Genomic DNA, 17321 nt, shown 5'->3' with positions numbered 1-17321 from the left:
GGATTCTCCTTCTGCGTTGTCAGCTGAGGTGGGGCAGGTCCCAGTCCCTGGCGATCTCGGCGGTGTGCGCGCCGGGCACGGCGGGCGGGCGGCGCAGTGCGCCCGGGGTGGCGGAGAAGCGCGGGGCGGGGGCGGGCTGGGTCATGCCGTCCTGGACGGTGTAGGTGCCGCGCGCCACCAGGTGCTCGTGCGCGGCGGCCTGGTCGAGGGTGAGGACGGGTGCGGTGCAGGCGTCGGTGCCCTCGAAGAGCTCGGTCCACTCGGCCCGGGTACGGGTGGCGAAGCGGGCGGCGATCCGGGTGCGCAGTTCGGGCCAGCGCGGGATGTCGAACTGCGCCGGGGCGTCCTCGCCGAGTTCCAGCAGCCGGGTGAACTCGGCGTAGAACTGCGGCTCCAGCGCGCCGACGGCCATGTGCCCGCCGTCCGACGTCCGGTACACGGAGTAGCAGGGCGCGCCGCCGTCCAGCAGGTTGGTGCCGCGCCGGTCCTGCCAGAGGCCGGCGGCGCGCAGGCCCCAGAGCATCGAGGTGAGGTGCGCGGCGCCGTCCACGATGGCGGCGTCGACCACCTGCCCGGTGCCGGTGGCGCGGGCGTGGTGCAGGGCGGCCAGCAGGCCGACCACCAGGTAGAGCGAGCCGCCCGCGTAGTCGCCGAGCAGGTTGGCGGGGATGGCGGGCGGGCCGTCGGGCTCGCCGATCAGGCCGAGCACGCCGGCCGTGGCGGCGTAGCCGATGTCGTGCCCGGCGGCGGCGGCGAGCGGGCCGTCCTGTCCCCAGCCGGTCATCCGGCCGTAGACCAGGGCGGGGTTGCGGGCCAGGCAGGTGTCGGGGCCGACGCCGAGCCGTTCGGCGACGCCCGGGCGGTAGCCCTCGATCAGCAGCTCGGCGCGGGAGACCAGGTCGAGGACCAGGCCGGGGCCCTCGGGGGCGCGCAGGTCGATCACCACGGAGCGCTTGTTGCGGTTGGTCACGTCGACGGCCGGGTCGGGCCCGAGCGCCGGGGGTGTCGGGCGGTCCACCCGCACCACGTCCGCGCCGAGGTCGGCGAGGAGCATGGCGGCGAACGGCCCGGGGCCGATGCCCGCCAGTTCGACCACCCGCACCCCGACCAACGGCCCGTGGCCCGCTGTCGCCGTCATCCGCTACCCCCGAGAGAGGTTTGACAGTAGAGCTGTAACACTGGCGATGATAGAGAAGCGACCGGCCGGTAACAAGAGCGGCGCGAGCCGCGAAAGGACCGGCGGGCCTGGCGTATCGATCCGGATTCACCCGGTCCGGTCGGCTTTCCCCGGCCGACTACCGGTGGGTAGAGTGCGGCAACCGATCCGCACGAAGAAGCTGGTGCCCGCATGACAGTCTGGAACCGCCCCGCCTTCTGGTGGCGCCTCGGCATCGTGCTCTCGGCCGGGCTCGGGCTCATCCTCGGCACCGCCTCGCTGGTGTACTTCACCATCGAGAGCAACGTGATCGTGCTCGGCTATTTCGCGGGCGCCCTCTACTGGATGGCCAGGCGCGGCACCACCGACGCCCCGGCCCCCCGGCTGCGCGGCGCCGCCGTGCTCTACATCACCATCACCGGGATCGTCGCCCACGTGATCCTCAACCACGGCGCCGACCCGCTGCCCGGCCTGACCTCCGGCCCGGACCGCCTGCAGAACTGGTCGAGCTTCTTCCTGCACTACGTCACACCGGTCATGGTGATGATCGACTGGCTCTGCCTGAAGCCGCGCAACGCCTCGCGCTGGCGCGACCTGCCGCTCTGGCTCTCCTTTCCGCTCGGCTACGCCGGGCTGACCCTGCTGCGCGGCGCTCTCTTCCCGCACTTCCCCAACGCCTACCCCTACTTCTTCCTCGACCCGACCAGCAACGGCTACGCCTGGGTCGGCGGCCAGATCGCGCAGCTCACGGTGGAGTTCATCGTGCTGGCGGCAGCGGTGGTCGGGCTGGACCGGCTCGGGACGAAGGCCGCCCGCAAGCTGCGGCCGGCCCCGGCGGCGCCCGTCGAGGCACCGCCCGTCGAGGCACCGGCCACGACCGACGCGTGACGGCGGGCCGCCGGTCAGATCCGCCAGGAGCGGATCCGGTCGGCGGCCGCGAAGACGTCCGCCCGGGCCTCGGCGACATCCCGGGCCAGCTCGACCAGCGCGCCGTACGGCGGGTCGATGCCCTCCCCGGCGGCGTGCATGTACGCCGCCGTCGTCATGCAGGCGTAGAGGTTGTTGCGCACGGGCAGCGGGCGCAGCAGCACGATGGTGTGCATCAGCGCCGCCGCGCACCAGGACGGGTCCGCGTCGTGCCCGAGCTGCGCGGTGTTCACCCGGTGCCGGGCGACGGCGGCCTGCAGCGCCGAGTAGTCGCGGACGGTGAGGTCCTCCGGCGAGGCCTGCTCCTGGACATCGAGCAGCCACCGGATGTCGACGTTCAGCGGCATCAGACGACAGCGGTCCGCTTGGCGCCCGGCGCGTCCTCGGGGAACGCGGCGTCGAACTCCGCCACGTGCTCGTTCCAGAACGTCACCGCGTGGTTGACGAACGTCCGCCGCTGCTGCTCCCGGACGCTGAGATCGTGGACGTACGCCTTCACACTCTTGCCGTCCGCGGCGGCGGCCTCGCGGATCGCGGCTAGTTCGTGCTCGGTGTACTCGATGTTGAGCGCTGGCATGGGCCCGATGGTACCGGAGCGGTACCGCTCTGGGAACGGCCTCCGGACGCCCGGACGGCAGCCTGCCGCCGCCCGGCGGGCCGCCGTCTCGGGCGCCCCGCCGGACGGACGGCGGCTACATCGGGTCCACCGTCCGCAGGTCGCCGTCCAGCTCCAGCCAGCGGGTGACGCCGATCCCGCGCAGGAACGGCAGGTCGTGGCCGGCCACGATCAGCGCGCCCTGGTAGGAGGCCAGTGCCTGGGTGAGCTGGCGGACGCTGGCGAGGTCGAGGTTGTTGGTCGGCTCGTCCAGCAGCAGGAGCTGCGGCGGCGGATCGGCGAGCAGCAGGGCGGCGAGCGTCGCCCGGAACCGTTCGCCGCCGGAGAGGGTGCCGGCGGGCTGGTCGGCCCGGCCGCCCCGGAACTGGAAGCGGGCCAGCCGGGCGCGGACGGTGTTGTCGCCGGCCGCCGGGGCGTACGCCTTCACGTTGCCCACCACCGACAGCCGGTCGTCCAGCAGGTCGAGGCGCTGCGGCAGGTAGCGCAGCGGTACGGGTGTGCCGACCTCGCCCTCGACCGGGCTCAGTTCGCCCGCGATGGTCCGCAGCAGCGTGGTCTTGCCCGCGCCGTTGCGTCCGACCAGGGCGACCCGCTCGGGTCCGCGCAGCTCCAGGTGGGCCGTGCCGCCGTGGGTGAGGCGGACGTGGTCGAGGTTCAGGACCGTCCGCCCCTCGGGAACGGCGGTGCGCGGCAGGTCGATCCGGATCTCCGCGTCGTCGCGGACGGCGTCCTCCGCCGCCGTGAGCCGCTCCTTCGCCTCGGTCAGCCGCTCGGTGTGCATGCCCTTCACCCGGCCCGCCGTCTCCTCGGCCTGCCGTTTGAACTTGCCCGCGAAGATCTTCGGGTCGTTGCGGGTGACGGCGCGCTTCTTGCCGTAACTGGCACTGCGCTCCAACTTGATCCGGGCCTCGGCCAGGTCGCGCTTCTGGCGCTGGACGTCGGCCTCGGCGGCCCGGACCAGGCGCTCGGCGGTCTCCTGCTGGGCGGCGACCGTCCGCTCGTAGTCGGCGAAGTTGCCGCCGTACCAGGTGACCTCGCCGTCCCGCAGGTCGGCGATCCGGTCGACGTGCTGGAGGAGTTCGCGGTCGTGGCTGACCACGACCAGCGCGCCCTGCCAGCCCGCCACCGCCTCGTACAGCAGGGCCCGGGCCCGCCGGTCCAGGTTGTTGGTCGGCTCGTCGAGCAGCAGCACGTCCGGGCGGCGCAGCAGGAGTGCGGCGAGGTGCAGCAGCACCGCCTCGCCGCCGGACAGCTCGCCGGTGGTGCGGTCGAGGTCCAGCCGGTCCAGGCCGAGGCGGTCGAGGGTCTCGCGGGCGCGCTCCTCGACGTCCCAGTCGTCGCCGACGGCCGTGAAGTGCCGTTCGTCGGTGTCGCCGGACTCGATGGCGTGCAGCGCGGCGCGGGCGGCCCGGATGCCGAGTGCCTCGTCCACCCGCTGCCCGGTGTCGAGGGTGAGCCCCTGCGGGAGGTAGCCGAGCTCGCCGTCGACCCGGACGGTGCCGGAGGCCGGGGTCAGCTCGCCCGCCAGCAGGCGCAGCAGGGTGGACTTCCCGGCGCCGTTCAGGCCGATCAGCCCGGTGCGGCCGGGGCCGACCGCGAGGTGGAAACCGTCCAGCACGGTGCTGCCGTCGGGCCACTCGAAGCGGAGGTCGGTGCAGAGGATGGAGGTGGTCGGATGCGCCATGGATGGCCTCCTGGGGTGGTTGCTGAGAGGTGGAGGTAGCAACACGGGAGACACCGCTGGTACGGGCGACGGAGCGGGCAGGACCCGGCGGAGTACACGGGAAGCCTGCTCAGGGCTGAGGTCGCACGCTCACACGCCGCGCTCGTCGCTCGGAGAGCGTGCGCGGGGGGCGGTGTCTCATGACCTCAGTAGAGCAACGGCCTTCTCCAGTCTTCAGTGCCGGCTGTTCGGTGCCGGCGGGTACCCACGGTAGGACCGTGCCCGAGGGGCCGCAACGGCTTTTCCCGGGGCCCGTAGAATCGGGGCATCATGAGCGCCACTCTCGTAGTCAAGGACCTCAGCGCCGGCCACGGCGACCGCACCCTCTTCTCCGGCCTGGACCTGGTCGTCGCCCCCGGCGACGTGATCGGGCTGGTCGGGGCCAACGGGGCGGGCAAGTCGACGCTGCTGCGGCTGCTGGCCGGGCTGGACACCCCCGAGGGCGGGTCGCTGAAGCTCAGCCCGCCGTCCGCCAACATCGGCCACCTGCCGCAGGAGCCGGACCGCCGCCCGGGCGAGTCGGTGCGCGACTTCCTGGCCCGCCGTACCGGGGTGGCCGCCGCGCAGGCCGCGCTGGACGAGGCGACCGAGGGCCTGGTCGAGGAGCGTCCCGGCTCCGACGACGCGTACGCCACCAGCCTGGACCGCTGGCTGGACCTCGGCGGCGCGGACCTGGAGGAGCGGGCCGAGGAGGTCGCCGACTCGCTCGGGCTGAAGGTGAGCCTGGACCTGCCGATGACCGCGCTCTCCGGCGGGCAGGCGGCCCGGGCCGGCCTCGCCTCGCTGCTGCTCTCCCGCTACGACGTCTTCCTGCTCGACGAGCCCACCAACGACCTGGACCTGGACGGCCTGGAGCGGCTGGAGTCCTTCGTCAAGGGCCTGCGCGCGGGCACCGTGCTGATCAGCCACGACCGCGAGTTCCTGGCCCGCACCGTCACCAAGGTGCTGGAGCTGGACCTCGCCCAGCAGCAGATCAACCTGTACGGCGGCGGGTACGAGGCGTACCTGGAGGAGCGCGCGGTGGCCCGGCGGCACGCGCGGGAGGACTACGAGGAGTACGCCGACACCAAGGCCGGCCTGGAGGCGCGGGCCCGGATGCAGCGCGGGTGGATGGAGCACGGCGTCCGCAACGCCCGCCGCAAGTCCAGCGACAACGACAAGCAGGCCCGCGCGACCCGGGCGGAGTCGACCGAGAAGCAGGCGTCCAAGGCCCGGCAGACCCAGCGCATGATCGAGCGCCTGGACGTGGTCGAGGAGCCGCGCAAGGAGTGGGAGCTGCGGATGGAGATCGCCGCCGCGCCGCGCTCCGGTTCGGTGGTGGCCACCCTGCGCGGGGCCTCCGCGCAGCGCGGGGACTTCGCCTTCGGGCCGGTGGACCTGCAGATCGACTGGGCGGACCGGGTGGCGATCACCGGCGCCAACGGCGCGGGCAAGTCCACCCTGCTGGCGGCCCTGCTCGGGCGGCTCGAACTGGACGGCGGCAGCGCCTCGTTGGGCTCCGGCGTGGTGGTCGGCGAGGTGGACCAGGCGCGTGGGCTGTTCCTCGGCGACGAGGCGCTGTCGGCCGCGTTCGAGGCGGCGGTGCCCGAGCTGACCTCGGAGGAGGTCCGCACGCTGCTGGCCAAGTTCGGACTGAAGGCGGTCCACGTGCAGCGCCCGGCCGGCACCCTCTCACCCGGCGAGCGGACCAGGGCGGCGCTGGCGCTGCTCCAGGCGCGCGGGGTGAACCTGCTGGTGCTGGACGAGCCGACCAACCACCTGGACCTGCCTGCCATCGAGCAGTTGGAGTCGGCACTCTCCTCGTACACCGGCACGCTGCTGCTGGTGACGCACGACCGGCGGATGCTGGAGGCCGTGACGGTCAACCGGCGGATCGAGGTCGCGGCCGGGAAGGTCAGCGAGAGCTGAGGCTTCGCCATTCGGCACTCGATCAGCCATAGACAGGGGCGCGGGGAACTGCGCGAAGCGGCAGGGCAACGGTCCGCACCTTCCGACTTCGCGCAGTTCTCCCCCAGCCTTCGGCCGGGAGGCACCCCCACGCGCCCCTGATTTCGCTTGATCGATTGCCCAAGTGGTCTGGTCCAATCGGGCCGTCGTGTGGTGTGCTGTCGCCCATGGTTGACGATGCCCACCCGACGGTCCCGCTCCAGCCCATGACGGTCCCCGCCCACGAGGCCGAGGCCCGCAGCAGGTCCTTCCACGACGTGATGGCCCAGCGCCGGACGGTTCGTGACTACTCGACCCGCCCGATCCCCGAGGAGGTGATCGAGTGGGCGATCCGCACCGCGTCGACCGCGCCCAGCGGCGCACACGTGCAGCCCTGGCGGTTCGTGGTGATGACCGATCCGGAGCGCAAGCGGCGGCTGCGCGAGGCGGCCGAGGCCGAGGAGCGCGAGTTCTACGCGCACCGGGCCTCCGAGGAGTGGCTCGCCGCGCTGGCGCCGATCGGGACGGACTGGCGCAAACCCTTCCTCCAGGACGCGCCCGCCGTGATCGTGGTCTTCGAGGTGCACAAGGGCCCGGACTCGCCCCGCCCGTACTACACCAAGGAGTCGGTGGGCATCGCGGTCGGCCTGCTGCTCGCCTCGCTGCACCAGGCGGGCCTGGCCACCCTCACCCACACGCCGAGCCCGATGCGCTTCCTGAACGAGGTGTGCGACCGCCCGGCCGAGGAGCGGGCCGCGTACGTCATCCCGGTCGGCTACCCGGCCGAGGGCGCCCGAGTGCCCGATCTGCGCCGCAAGGACCTCGACGAGGTGCTGGTCCGGCTCTGACATGGTCGAGGAAAAGCGCTGGTCGGACCGGCTGCTGACGGCGATAATCCTGCCATGAGTCACGTTGCCCAAGAACCTGTCACCCCTGTCAGCACCGGCCGTCCGCCGGAGGTGCTCCCGCTCGCGGGCGGGGTCTCCCTGCGCCGCCGCGCGGTGGGGGACGCCCAGCAGCTGAACGCCGCCGTGCGCGCCAACCTCGAACACCTCCGTCCGTGGATGCCCTGGGCCAAGCTCGAACCGACCCTTGAGCAGAGCGAGGCGATGGTCGAGGCCGGGATCGTCTCCTGGGACCAGGGCACCGACTTCATGTACCTGATCGGCCTGGACGCCGTACCCGGCAGCGTGATCGGCGCGTTCGGCCTGCACGGGCGGATCGGCGCCGGCGCGCTGGAGATCGGCTACTGGGTCGACGCCGCGCACAACGGCCGGGGCATCGCCACCGAGTGTGCCCGGGCGCTGACCGAGGCCGCCCTCGCGCTGCCCGGCATCGAGCGGGTGGAGATCCACTGCGACGAGGCGAACGGCGCCAGCGCCGCCGTCCCGCGCAAGCTCGGCTACCGGCTCGACCGGGTGATCGACTCCGCGATCACCGCCCCGTCCGAGAGCGGCCGCAAGCTGATCTGGATCACCGAGCCGGCCGGGGTCTGACGGCCGGCCCACTGACACACCGTCGGCCCCCGTGACCGCTCCGGGGGCCGACGGCCGCGCTCCTCGCCCCGCGCCCGCCCGCCGGCGCGGGGCGCCGGGGAGCTTCTGCCGACCGGGCTCAGACCCGGTCCGGGTCGGTGCGCTCCGCGAGCCGCTCGTGGCGCTGCCGGGCCGCCTGCGGGCTGCTCAGGCCCAGGCCGAAGGCGACCTCCTGCCAGGTCATACCGCGCCCGCGCGCCATCCGCAGCAGGCCGGTCTCCAGCTCGTCCAACTCGGCGCGGACCAGCGGGAGCAGCGTCAGCGCGGCGGTGATGTCGGCCCGGTCGACGGCCGGTTCGCCGTCGGCCGCCTCGGCCGCACCGGAGAGCAGGAAGGCCACCAGCCGCACCGCCTCGTGCGGCCCGAGGACGGCCGGGTGCACCTGGCGACGGCGCTGGTCGTCGGTGGCGGCGTGCCGCTCGGCGATCCGGAACAGGGACGCGTACACCCGGCGAGCCCGGGCCTCCTCCGGATCCGGCGCATCGAAGACATCCGCACCGGCGGCGGGGTCCGCAGCAGGGTCGGAGGCGGCGGCGGGGTCGGACTGCGGGGAAGGAAGGTGAGTTGACGACATGTCACCCAGCATCGGTCGGTGAACGGCATGCTGTCAACGGAGTATGTTGAACGGATCGTTCACTTCCCCTGCGCCAACCTTAAGACCGGCGTAAACCGCAGCCGGGTTCTTGACGTGCACAGTTGGTCTAGTCCATTTTTGAACTCAGGGCGGCGCAGCCCGAACTGGCGACACGTCCAGTGACTGTGCCCCGCCCTGCCCTGTTCAGGACCACCCCACAGCCCGCCCCCGGCACACCCCCACCACCCGTGCCGGGCGGCCCCGGCACGTCCCGAGAGGCACCCCACATGCCACGCGCGCTCAACCGCCACGCCGCCCCCCGGCGGGCGAAGCTCATCCCACTGGGCTGTGCCGCCGTCCTCGCGGTCGGCGGTCTGACCTCCCTGGCCGTCAACGCCAACGCGACCGCCACGGACGGCAACCTGCTCACCAACGCCGGTTTCGAGACCGGTTCGCTGAGCGGCTGGACCTGCTCCACCGGCACCGGATCCGTGGTCGGCAGCCCGGTGCACTCGGGCTCGTACGCGCTCAAGGGCGCCGCGGGCAACAGCGACACCGCCCAGTGCAGCCAGACCGTGGCCGTCCAGCCGAACACCAAGTACGCGCTGAGCGCCTGGGTCCAGGGCCAGTACGTCTACCTCGGCGCGACCGGCGCGGGCGTGACCGACCCGGCGGTCTGGACGCCCGGCGGCAGCAACTGGCAGCAGCTCAACGCGAGTTTCACCACCGGGCCGAGCACCACCAGCGTCAGCGTGTACCTGCACGGCTGGTACGGCCAGGGTGCCTACCTCGCCGACGACGTGTCACTGAGCCTGCCCGGCGCCACTCCCCCGCCCAGCTCGCCGCCGCCGAGCAGCAGCTCGCCCTCGCCGTCGCCCAGTTCGAGCAGCACGCCGCCCCCACCGCCGAACGTGGCGGTCCCGGTGGCCCCGTACGTGGACATGGGTGCCTGGCCGGTGCCGGTACTGAAGGACATGGCGACCGGCGGCAACCTCAAGTCGTTCACGCTGGCCTTCGTGACCTCGGTCGGCTGCAAGGCCAGCTGGTTCAACGCCTGGGACCCGACCACCGGTTGGGCCAAGGACCAGGTGGACGCGATCCGGGCGGCCGGCGGTGACGTCAAGATCTCCTTCGGTGGCGAGTCTGGCACCGAACTGGCCGCCGCCTGCACCACGGTGGACTCGCTGTTCGCCCAGTACGACGCGGTGGTGAACGCCTACAACCTGAAGTACGTCGACTTCGACATCGAGGGCTCGGCCGTCGCCGACAAGGCGTCCAACGACCGCCGCTCCGCCGCGCTCGCCAAGCTCCAGGCGGCCCACCCCGGGCTGAAGGTCTCGCTCACCCTGCCGGTGCTGCCGGAGGGCCTGACGGCCGACGGCGTCGCCATCGTCCAGTCCGCACGGGACGCCGGGGTCGCCGTCGACCTGGTCAACGTGATGGCGATGGACTACGGGCGCCCGGGCACCAACTACGGTGACGCGGCCGTCCAGGCCGCCCAGAGCACCCACGACCAGCTCAAGGCGCTCTACCCGGCCAGGACCGACGCCCAGCTCTGGGCGATGGTCGGCGTCACCCCGATGCTCGGCCAGAACGACGACGGCCAGGTGTTCAACCAGGCCGCCGCCCAGCAGCTGGTCACCTTCGCGCAGCAGCACCACCTCGGCGAGCTGGCCTTCTGGGAGGAGTCCCGGGACGCCAACGCCTGCACCGGTGCACTGTACAAGTGCACCAACGTCCCGCAGCAGCCGTACGAGTTCTCGAAGATCTTCTCCAAGTACACCGGCTGACCTGCGCGCCCTCGGGCCGGCCGGCGGAGCACCCCTCCGCCGGCCGGCCTCGTCGCGTCCGGGGACGCGCACCCGAAAATGCGTACGGCCCCTCCGGATCGGACGGCTAATATGCACGGCACTGCCCGGCGTAGCGCAGCGGCCGACGCGCCACGACGGCATCGTGGACCACGCCGGTTCGAATCCGGCCCCGGGCAGTCCCCACTGCCCCGCCGCACGGCTGCCAGATCGGCCCGCACCCGGCCGGGGCCACCGAAGCGCCGGGAGAAGTGATGCAGGTCGAGCCGACGGACGAGGAACTGTCCGCCTACGCGACAACGGTGGGGCGGCTGCGGCTGCTGGCCGCCGACCACCCCGCACGCCTGCGGGCCGAACGGATCGCCAAGTCCTTCGTCCGCGAAGGCCGCCGGGAGCGGCGCCGCGAGCGGCGGGTGGAGGCCACCGTCGCCGACGCCCTGCTGTCCGCCGCGACCGTCACCGGCAGCCTGACCCGCCGTGAGGACGCGCCGCTCGCACTGCCCGCCGCCGCCTCCCCGCTCGGCTCCTTCCGGCGCGGCCGGCACTGCTATGTCTGTAAGTCGACATACCGTCAGGCCGACCGGTTCTACCACCGGCTCTGCCCGGACTGCGCCGCCGACAACACCTCGCGCCGCGCACTCTCGACCGACCTGAGCGGCCGGCGGGCGCTGCTCACCGGCGGCCGGGTGAAGATCGGCTTCCAGCTCGCCCTGATGATGCTGCGGGACGGCGCCGACCTGATCGTCACCAGCCGCTTCCCGCAGGACACCGTACGCCGCTTCCGGGCCGCCCCCGGCAGCGCCGACTGGCTCGACCGGCTCACCGTGGTCGGCATCGACCTGCGGGACCCGCGCCAGGTCATCGGACTGTGCGAGCAGCTGCGCGCCGACGGCCGGCCGCTGGACATCCTGGTCAACAACGCCGCCCAGACCATCCGGCGCGCGCCCGAGGCGTACGCACTGCTGGCCGTCGGGGAGCACTCGCCCCTGCCGCCGGGCAGCCCGGTCAGGCACGCCCCGGGCTTCCGGCCGATGCCCGCGCTCTCGGCGGCCTGGCCGGCCGCCGAGCTCGGCCCGGCCGGCCTCGCAACAGCCGAGTCCGCAGCAGCCGAGCCCGGGCCGGCCCCCCTTCCGGCCGCGATACCCGGAGCGGCCGGGACGCCGGGCGGACTCGCCCCGTACGCCGACGAGTCCGGGCTGCTGCCCGACACCGCGCCGCAGAACTCCTGGTCGGCCCGGCTCGGCGGGCTGGACGCCGCCGAGATGCTGGAGACCCAGCTGGTCAACGCCCTCGCCCCGGCGCTGCTCTGCGACCGGCTGCTCCCGCTGCTGCTGGCCGCGCCGCACCCGAACCGGTACATCGTCAACGTCTCGGCGGTGGAGGGCCAGTTCACCGTCCGCAACAAGACCGGCAACCACCCGCACACCAACATGGCCAAGGCCGCGCTGAACATGCTCACCCGCACCAGCGCCGCCGATCTGGCCGCCCAAGGCGTGCACATGTGCGCGGTGGACACCGGCTGGATCACCGACGAGAACCCGGCACCGAAGAAGGCCCACCTCGCCGGTCTCGGCTTCCGGCCGCCGCTCGACGTCGTCGACGGCGCCGCGCGGATCTACGACCCCATCGTGCGCGGCGAGGCGGGGGCACCGGTCTCGGGGGTGTTCCTCAAGGACTACCGGGAGGCCGCCTGGTGACCGGGGACGAGACAGGCGACCACTGACGGGCACCGCCGGGAACGCGGAGAGCCGGCCTCCGGGAACAAGTCCCGGAGGCCGGCTCTGTCACTGCTGCCGCCGAACGGTCAGGTCAGGAGAAGTACCCGATCCGGTCGACCACCAGCTGCACCGTTCCGGGGCTGCCGTTGTAGAAGTCGACCTTCCCGTCGGCACCGACCGGGACGACCACCTGGTTGGTGACCGTCTGGCCCGGTGCCCAGTTCAGGTTCGAGGCGAGCGGCCGCGCCAGGCCCGAGGGCCAGACGGTGAGGAAGCCCGAGGCCGTCGGGGCGCTCACGGTGACGTCCAGGACGACCGACTTGGCCTTGGCCACCGCGGGGGTCCCGTTCAGGTCCAGCACCAACTGCCCGTGTGCGGCGACCGGCTGGGCCGGAGCACCGGTACCGGCGGTGGTGTCGACGACCCGGACCGGACCGGCGCTGCGGTAGAGCGCGCCGGCGGTGCCGCCCGTGTAGTAGCCGGCGAGGTCGGCGACCAGGTCGACGGTGCCCGGGGCGCCGTTGAACAGGCTCACCGTCCCGTCGGCACCCACCGGCACGACGACCGTGTTCGGCACGACCTGGCCGGCCACCCAGTTCAGGTTGGACGCGAGCGGACGGTCGACGCCCGAGGGCCACGCCGTCAGGTATCCACCCGTGGTGGCGTCGGTCGCCGTCACGTTGAGCACCACCGCCGACACGCCGGTCGCCGGAACGCCGCCGTTACCGGCGATCTTGACCTGCACGGTGCCCTTCGAGGCCACCGGCGACTTGCCGGGGGTCCCGATGGCGGCGCGGGTGTCCAGCAGCCGGGTCGGCCCGGCCGGGACGAAGGTGCTGCCGGGCTGCGAGTCGGAGTAGTAGCCGAAGACGTCGGCCACCAGGTCCGCCGTCCCCTTGCTGCCGTTGTACAGGTCCACCTTGCCGTCCGCGCCCACCGGTACGGTCACCAGGTTCGGGATGACCTGCCCGGCGGACCAGTTGAGCATCGAGGAGTTCGGACGCGAGGCTCCGGAGGGCCACACGGTGACGAAGCCGGCCGCCGTCGGGTCGGCCACGGTCACGTTCAGCACCACCGAGGTCACCCCGGTCGCGGGCACGCCGCCCTGGCCGGTCACCTGGAGTGCCACCGTGCCGCCCGCGGCGACCGGCAGCTTGCCGGGGCGCCCGATGGCGGAGCGGGTGTCCAGCAGTCGTGCGGGCTTGAGCGGCGAGAAGGCCGTCCCCACACCGTCGGCGGGCATCGCCGGACCGCACGTCCCACCGACACAGGCCGCCGTGACGTTGTAGGCGACCTGCTGGGTGCCCGGACGCAGCGAGAGCAGGAACGTCGCCGAGCCGGCGGTGACGCTGTACGGCACGTTGCATTCCGTGGTGAAGCCCTGCGTGCTCTGCGTGTCGACGCAGTAGTTGGTGCCGTCCGCGCCGATCAGCTGCGCCCTGGGCACCGTGGTGCCCGGCCCGGCGTACGTCCCGGTCAGCGAGAAGTGGTCGCCCGCCTTCACCGGCAGCGCCAGGCAGGTGCCCGGGTGGTCCACCGTCAGGGTTCCGGTCAGCGGGCCGAAGCCCTTCGCGTCGGAGGGTACGGCCGGGCACTCGCTCGGCACGCCCGCCGCACTGCCGGTCTTCCAGGTGTCGAGCCGATAGTCGATCGGGGTGCCCACGTAGTTGTACGCGGTGACGATCGCCTGGTAGCTGGTCGACCCGGTGACGTCGCAGGGGCCGTACACCGTGGAGGTGCAGATCGTCCGCCCGGTGGCGTCGGTCACGACCACCATGGCCTGGCCGGTGCTGTTCAGCGCGGAGATCCGGAACCGGTCGGTCGCGGCCGCCGAGATCTTGGTGCAGGCGGCGCTCAGCGAGGAGTCGAGGACGCCCGTGCTCGGGGCGCCGCCGATCACCGTCGAGGCCGGGGTGGCGCACGGCGCCGACTGCGTGATGTCACGCCGGACGAGCTGGTAGTCCTCGTTCGTGCCGTCCCCGACCAGCAGGGCGGTGTACGCCTTGCCCGCCGTGAGCTGGCAGGTGGTGGCGGAGTTGCTGAACGCGTAGCTCTGGCAGACCCGCTTCCCCGAGGCGTCGAAGACGTGGTACTCGGCGGGCAGCGTCTGCGGCGGCGAGGCCGGGGCCGGGCTGTACGCGTAGTCGAGCTGCTCGGCGGTCGCGTGCGCGTTCGCCGGGATGCCCAGGCAGCGGACGGGCTGCACCGTGCTCAGCGAGAGCTTGGTCGGCACACCACCGCTGTAGGGGGTCTGCGGGAAGGACCCGCAGCCGGCCGGACCGTCGGTCCGCCCGATGCTGACCGCGTAACTTCCGGCACCCGTACCGGTGTTGAACAGCACCCGGAACGGCGCCTGCCCGGTGAGCGGGCAGTCCGTCATCGAGTAGCCGTACTTGTTGTCGCACTGGACGGTGCCGGTCGCGTCCACCACCTGGTCGAACGGCAGCAGCGTGCCCGGCGCCTTGGGGGACGCGTGCAGCAGCAGGGCCGATCCGCTCGCGGTGGGCAGCGTCAGGCAGTTGTACTGCCCGGGCGCGCCGGTGCTGCCCGCGATCGGGCCGTCGACCCAGCCGGTGTCGGAGGCCGCGACGCAGCCCCGGGTCTCGGCGGCGGAGACGAACTGGGTGGAGACGGCGCCCTGGACGACCTCGGCGGCGCCGCCCAGCAGCAGGGTGTAGGTGCCCGGAGCGGCCAGTCGGCAGCGCCCGTTGTCGTCGGTGCAGGCGCGCTTGCCGTCCGGCCCGTAGAGCTGGACCGCCTCGGCGGCCACGGTGTTGGCCGGCGTGGTGCTGAAGCCGGTCGCGGTGTACGCGCCCGCGCTCGGCACGGTGACGGTGCGGCAGCGGACCGTGCCCTTGTCAGCGGCGGTCCCGTACGCCTGGAGGTCCAGGGCGGGGCAGCCGGTGGCGTGCGAGAGCTGGCGGATCTGCAGGGCCCAGGGGGACGGCCAGCTGTTCGGCGGACCCCATCCCATGTCGCCGTAGGAGATCACCCGGTACGGGCCCGCGCCCGGGAGGACGCAGCCGTCCTGGGTGTAGTCCGCCGCGCAGATCCGGGCGCCGGTCAGGTCGGTGATCCAGGCCATCAGACCGTTGGCCGGGGTCATCACCCGCTCGCCGGGCACACCGGCGAACGGCTGGCAGTCGACCTCGTCGGCGCTCTTGAGAGTGCCGGTCAGCGTCGCCGAGTCGAATCCCGTGCCGACGGAGGCGGCGCAGCCCGCGCTGCTCGCCAGGTCGCGGACGGTGAAGGAGTAGCTCTCCGGCTGGCCGTAGGCGAACCCGGGCATCACCAGGGAGTAGTCGCCGTCGGCGGGCACGGTGCAGAGGTCGAAGCCGGAGTTCTGCCGGCAGACGTTGGTGCCGTCCTTGGCGTACAGCGCCCAGCGGATCCCCACCGAGCCGCTGTTCGGCGCACCGCCGCGGACGGCCAGTGCGCCGGCCTTGGCGCTGACGGTGCGGCAGTCGGTGCCGCCGAGCGCGTTCAGCGTGTTCTGGGCGACGGAGCTCCCGGGGTCGCCGAACGGGGCGATCGGCAGCGCGGCACAGTTGTCCGGGTTGGACGCCCTGGTCAGCAGGAGGCTGTACGACCCGGCGGCGGCGTAGCCGGAGTAGGTACGGAGGGTGTAGGGCGCGGTGCCGCCGAGCAGGCAGAACCCGGACGCGTCGACGGTGCAGGCGGGTGCGCCGGTCGAGTCGGTGACGGTGTGCTGGGCCCAGAACGACGGGGTGGTGTCCTGCACGTCGACCATCAGCCGGCTCCCGGCCGGCTGGGTGAAGCGGTAGCAGTCACCGGTCGAACCGGCGGGGAGGGTGCCCGTCCGCGCGGCCTGCGACATCGCGAAGAAGCTGTCCGGCAGCGTGGTGCACTGCCCGGCGAGGACGGAGTCGGCCGCCACGGTGTACGGCGACTGCCCGTACGGCACGCTCACCGAGAGGGTGTAGGTGCCGACGGCGTCGACGGCGCAGTCGGTCGGGTTGTACTGGTCGTTGACGCCGCAGATCTGCGTGCCGCCGGCGTCGGTGAGCACACCGCTCGCGGTGCCGTCACCGTGCACCCAGAGCCGCAGGTGGTCGTGCGGCAGCGTGGTGGTGACCGTGTAGGTCTGCGGCTGGGCCGGGTTGGCGGCGGCACAGGCGACCGGGACGCCGAAGGCCAGCGCACCGCCGCACAGGCCGGCGTCGGCGGGCGACTTGGCGTTCGCCTTCGGCGCCGCCGGGGCGGGAGGCTTGGGAGTGCTGCTCGCGGTGACCGGACCGGTCAGCGCCGCCTGCGGCGGCAGCGGGGCCTTCGTCACGGTCGCGGCGCCCGGCTGCGCGCCGGTCGAAGGGGCGGCGGCGCCGGCCTTCGCGGCGGCGCTCGGGCCGGCCGTGGGCTGCGGCGCGACGGCCGCGGCCGCGACGCCGGACGGGATCATCGCCGCGGCTGCGACGGTGAACGAACAGAGCAGTGAGGCGATGCGCCCCACCGGTCGGCGCCCGGGATTCCCCGGACGTCGTTCAGGCATGGATCTGCCGGACATCGAACCCCCGTTGACACGGCCTCATCCGGACCTGGACAGGTTCGCTCGGAGAGGCACGAGTGTGAAAAACAGATGAATGAGCGGACGCAGGCTACCACCAGGCCTTCACCCGCCCGCCCGGGGGCCGTACCGGCCGCACCACCGCCTCCGCCGTCCCCGGACCGGCCCCCGGCGTGCCCCGCTGGGACTACGATCACCCGATGACGGACACCACGGACAGAGCAGGGGAACTCGCGGACCTGGCGGCCCGGTTCCCGGCGTTGCACGCCCCCCAGCGGTGGGCGTGGGGCGGCATCGACGCCCAGTTCTCGGCGGAACTGCCGCCGGACGGGCTGATCACCAACATCCACCTGGTGGGGTTCTCCCAGGGGCAGGTCGTGCTCTGCCGCGACGCGCGCGGCCACTGGTTCCTGCCCGGCGGGACGAGGGAGGAGGCGGAGAGCATCGAGTCCTGCCTCGCCCGCGAGCTGCGCGAGGAAGCCGGCGCGGGGCTGGCCGGGCCGCCGGTCTGGCTCGGCGCGCACCGCTGCGTGACGGACAGCCCGGTCCCGTACCGCCCCTGGCAGCCGCACCCCGAGAAGGCCTGGCTCTGGGGCTGGGCGGAGGTGACGGTCGACTCGGCCCCGACCAACCCCGCCGACGGCGAACAGGTGGTCGAGGTCCGCGCGATGCCGCCCGCCGAGGCGGGACGGCTGCTCACCCGCGGCCGCGAGGCCTGGTGGGGGGAGCTCATTGCGCTCGCAGTCGAGTCCCGGAGCAACCACAGCTGACCACAGGGTTGACGTACGCACTTGGTCAACCCGAACAGGGGCGCGG

General features: G+C 73.1%; 13 protein-coding genes and 1 tRNA gene. 8 read left to right on the top strand and 6 right to left on the bottom strand.

What is annotated here, in order from left to right; genetic code table 11:
* Window positions 1-19: 19 nt before the first annotated feature.
* Window positions 20-1138 carry a CaiB/BaiF CoA transferase family protein gene (locus ABD330_RS16870; RefSeq protein ID WP_344465740.1) on the bottom strand — a complete coding sequence of 373 codons (1119 nt, stop codon included), beginning with the start codon at window positions 1136-1138 and terminating at the stop codon, window positions 20-22.
* Between the two features lie 210 nt (window positions 1139-1348).
* Between ABD330_RS16870 and ABD330_RS16865 the strand changes: the two genes are divergently transcribed.
* On the top strand, window positions 1349-2044 hold the full coding sequence (locus ABD330_RS16865) for a Pr6Pr family membrane protein (protein WP_344465738.1): 696 nt from the start codon (window positions 1349-1351) through the stop codon (window positions 2042-2044).
* Between the two features lie 14 nt (window positions 2045-2058).
* Here the strand turns inward: ABD330_RS16865 and ABD330_RS16860 are convergent, their stop codons facing one another.
* The 3 genes from ABD330_RS16860 to ABD330_RS16850 all read right to left on the bottom strand — a co-directional run bounded on the left by ABD330_RS16860 (window position 2059) and on the right by ABD330_RS16850 (window position 4383).
* Window positions 2059-2430, bottom strand: coding sequence for a toxin Doc (locus tag ABD330_RS16860; RefSeq protein ID WP_425555556.1), 372 nt, complete (start codon window positions 2428-2430; stop codon window positions 2059-2061).
* Window positions 2430-2660 carry a hypothetical protein gene (locus ABD330_RS16855; RefSeq protein ID WP_344465736.1) on the bottom strand — a complete coding sequence of 77 codons (231 nt, stop codon included), beginning with the start codon at window positions 2658-2660 and terminating at the stop codon, window positions 2430-2432. Before ABD330_RS16855 ends, ABD330_RS16860 begins: the two co-directional genes overlap by 1 nt.
* Before the next feature lie 115 nt (window positions 2661-2775).
* On the bottom strand, window positions 2776-4383 hold the full coding sequence (locus ABD330_RS16850) for an ABC-F family ATP-binding cassette domain-containing protein (RefSeq protein WP_344465734.1): 1608 nt from the start codon (window positions 4381-4383) through the stop codon (window positions 2776-2778).
* 309 nt (window positions 4384-4692) lie between these two features.
* On the opposite strand from ABD330_RS16850, the gene ABD330_RS16845 reads away from it, so the two are divergent.
* From ABD330_RS16845 to ABD330_RS16835, 3 genes are all read left to right on the top strand, one after another.
* Complete coding sequence (locus tag ABD330_RS16845; RefSeq protein WP_344465732.1) at window positions 4693-6330, top strand: ABC-F family ATP-binding cassette domain-containing protein; 1638 nt, start codon at window positions 4693-4695, stop codon at window positions 6328-6330.
* A 206-nt stretch (window positions 6331-6536) separates the two neighbouring features.
* Window positions 6537-7196, top strand: coding sequence for a nitroreductase family protein (locus tag ABD330_RS16840; protein ID WP_344465730.1), 660 nt, complete (start codon window positions 6537-6539; stop codon window positions 7194-7196).
* A gap of 54 nt (window positions 7197-7250) precedes the next feature.
* Window positions 7251-7844, top strand: a complete 594-nt coding sequence (locus ABD330_RS16835; protein ID WP_344465728.1) for a GNAT family N-acetyltransferase — start codon at window positions 7251-7253, stop codon at window positions 7842-7844.
* Between the two features lie 118 nt (window positions 7845-7962).
* Here the strand turns inward: ABD330_RS16835 and ABD330_RS16830 are convergent, their stop codons facing one another.
* Window positions 7963-8457: a DNA-binding protein gene (locus tag ABD330_RS16830; RefSeq protein ID WP_344465726.1), complete on the bottom strand. Its 495-nt coding sequence runs from the start codon at window positions 8455-8457 to the stop codon at window positions 7963-7965.
* A gap of 287 nt (window positions 8458-8744) precedes the next feature.
* Between ABD330_RS16830 and ABD330_RS16825 the strand changes: the two genes are divergently transcribed.
* From ABD330_RS16825 to ABD330_RS16815, 3 genes are all read left to right on the top strand, one after another.
* Entirely contained in the window at window positions 8745-10247 is a 1503-nt protein-coding gene (locus ABD330_RS16825; RefSeq protein ID WP_344465724.1) for a carbohydrate binding domain-containing protein, read from the top strand.
* Window positions 10248-10370: 123 nt separating this feature from the next.
* A tRNA-Ala gene (locus tag ABD330_RS16820) sits at window positions 10371-10444 on the top strand.
* Between the two features lie 75 nt (window positions 10445-10519).
* Entirely contained in the window at window positions 10520-11962 is a 1443-nt protein-coding gene (locus ABD330_RS16815) for an SDR family oxidoreductase (RefSeq protein WP_344465722.1), read from the top strand.
* 112 nt (window positions 11963-12074) lie between these two features.
* On the opposite strand, the gene ABD330_RS16810 is transcribed toward ABD330_RS16815, so the two are convergent.
* Window positions 12075-16451, bottom strand: a complete 4377-nt coding sequence (locus ABD330_RS16810) for a hypothetical protein (protein WP_344465720.1) — start codon at window positions 16449-16451, stop codon at window positions 12075-12077.
* Between the two features lie 254 nt (window positions 16452-16705).
* Here ABD330_RS16810 and ABD330_RS16805 point away from each other — a divergent pair, with 254 nt between their 5' ends.
* Window positions 16706-17275 (top strand): NUDIX hydrolase, encoded by a 570-nt coding sequence (locus ABD330_RS16805; protein WP_344465718.1) that lies wholly within the window; start codon window positions 16706-16708, stop codon window positions 17273-17275.
* The last annotated feature ends 46 nt before the right edge of the window (window positions 17276-17321 follow it).

Source organism: Kitasatospora kazusensis, assembly GCF_039529945.1.
Lineage (GTDB): Bacteria > Actinomycetota > Actinomycetes > Streptomycetales > Streptomycetaceae > Kitasatospora > Kitasatospora kazusensis.
The sequence above is the reverse complement of the archived record's forward strand: the minus strand, read 5'-3'. Positions and strand labels throughout refer to the sequence as shown.

Excerpts from the sequence above, each read along its gene's own strand:
- ABD330_RS16870 (WP_344465740.1), bottom strand. The coding sequence starts at position 1,138 with ATGACGGCGACAGCGGGCCACGGGCCGTTGGTCGGGGTGCGGGTGGTC.
- ABD330_RS16865 (WP_344465738.1), top strand. The coding sequence starts at position 1,349 with ATGACAGTCTGGAACCGCCCCGCCTTCTGGTGGCGCCTCGGCATCGTG.
- ABD330_RS16860 (WP_425555556.1), bottom strand. The coding sequence starts at position 2,430 with ATGCCGCTGAACGTCGACATCCGGTGGCTGCTCGATGTCCAGGAGCAG.
- ABD330_RS16855 (WP_344465736.1), bottom strand. The coding sequence starts at position 2,660 with ATGCCAGCGCTCAACATCGAGTACACCGAGCACGAACTAGCCGCGATC.
- ABD330_RS16850 (WP_344465734.1), bottom strand. The coding sequence starts at position 4,383 with ATGGCGCATCCGACCACCTCCATCCTCTGCACCGACCTCCGCTTCGAG.
- ABD330_RS16845 (WP_344465732.1), top strand. The coding sequence starts at position 4,693 with ATGAGCGCCACTCTCGTAGTCAAGGACCTCAGCGCCGGCCACGGCGAC.
- ABD330_RS16840 (WP_344465730.1), top strand. The coding sequence starts at position 6,537 with ATGGTTGACGATGCCCACCCGACGGTCCCGCTCCAGCCCATGACGGTC.
- ABD330_RS16835 (WP_344465728.1), top strand. The coding sequence starts at position 7,251 with ATGAGTCACGTTGCCCAAGAACCTGTCACCCCTGTCAGCACCGGCCGT.
- ABD330_RS16830 (WP_344465726.1), bottom strand. The coding sequence starts at position 8,457 with ATGTCGTCAACTCACCTTCCTTCCCCGCAGTCCGACCCCGCCGCCGCC.
- ABD330_RS16825 (WP_344465724.1), top strand. The coding sequence starts at position 8,745 with ATGCCACGCGCGCTCAACCGCCACGCCGCCCCCCGGCGGGCGAAGCTC.
- ABD330_RS16815 (WP_344465722.1), top strand. The coding sequence starts at position 10,520 with ATGCAGGTCGAGCCGACGGACGAGGAACTGTCCGCCTACGCGACAACG.
- ABD330_RS16805 (WP_344465718.1), top strand. The coding sequence starts at position 16,706 with ATGACGGACACCACGGACAGAGCAGGGGAACTCGCGGACCTGGCGGCC.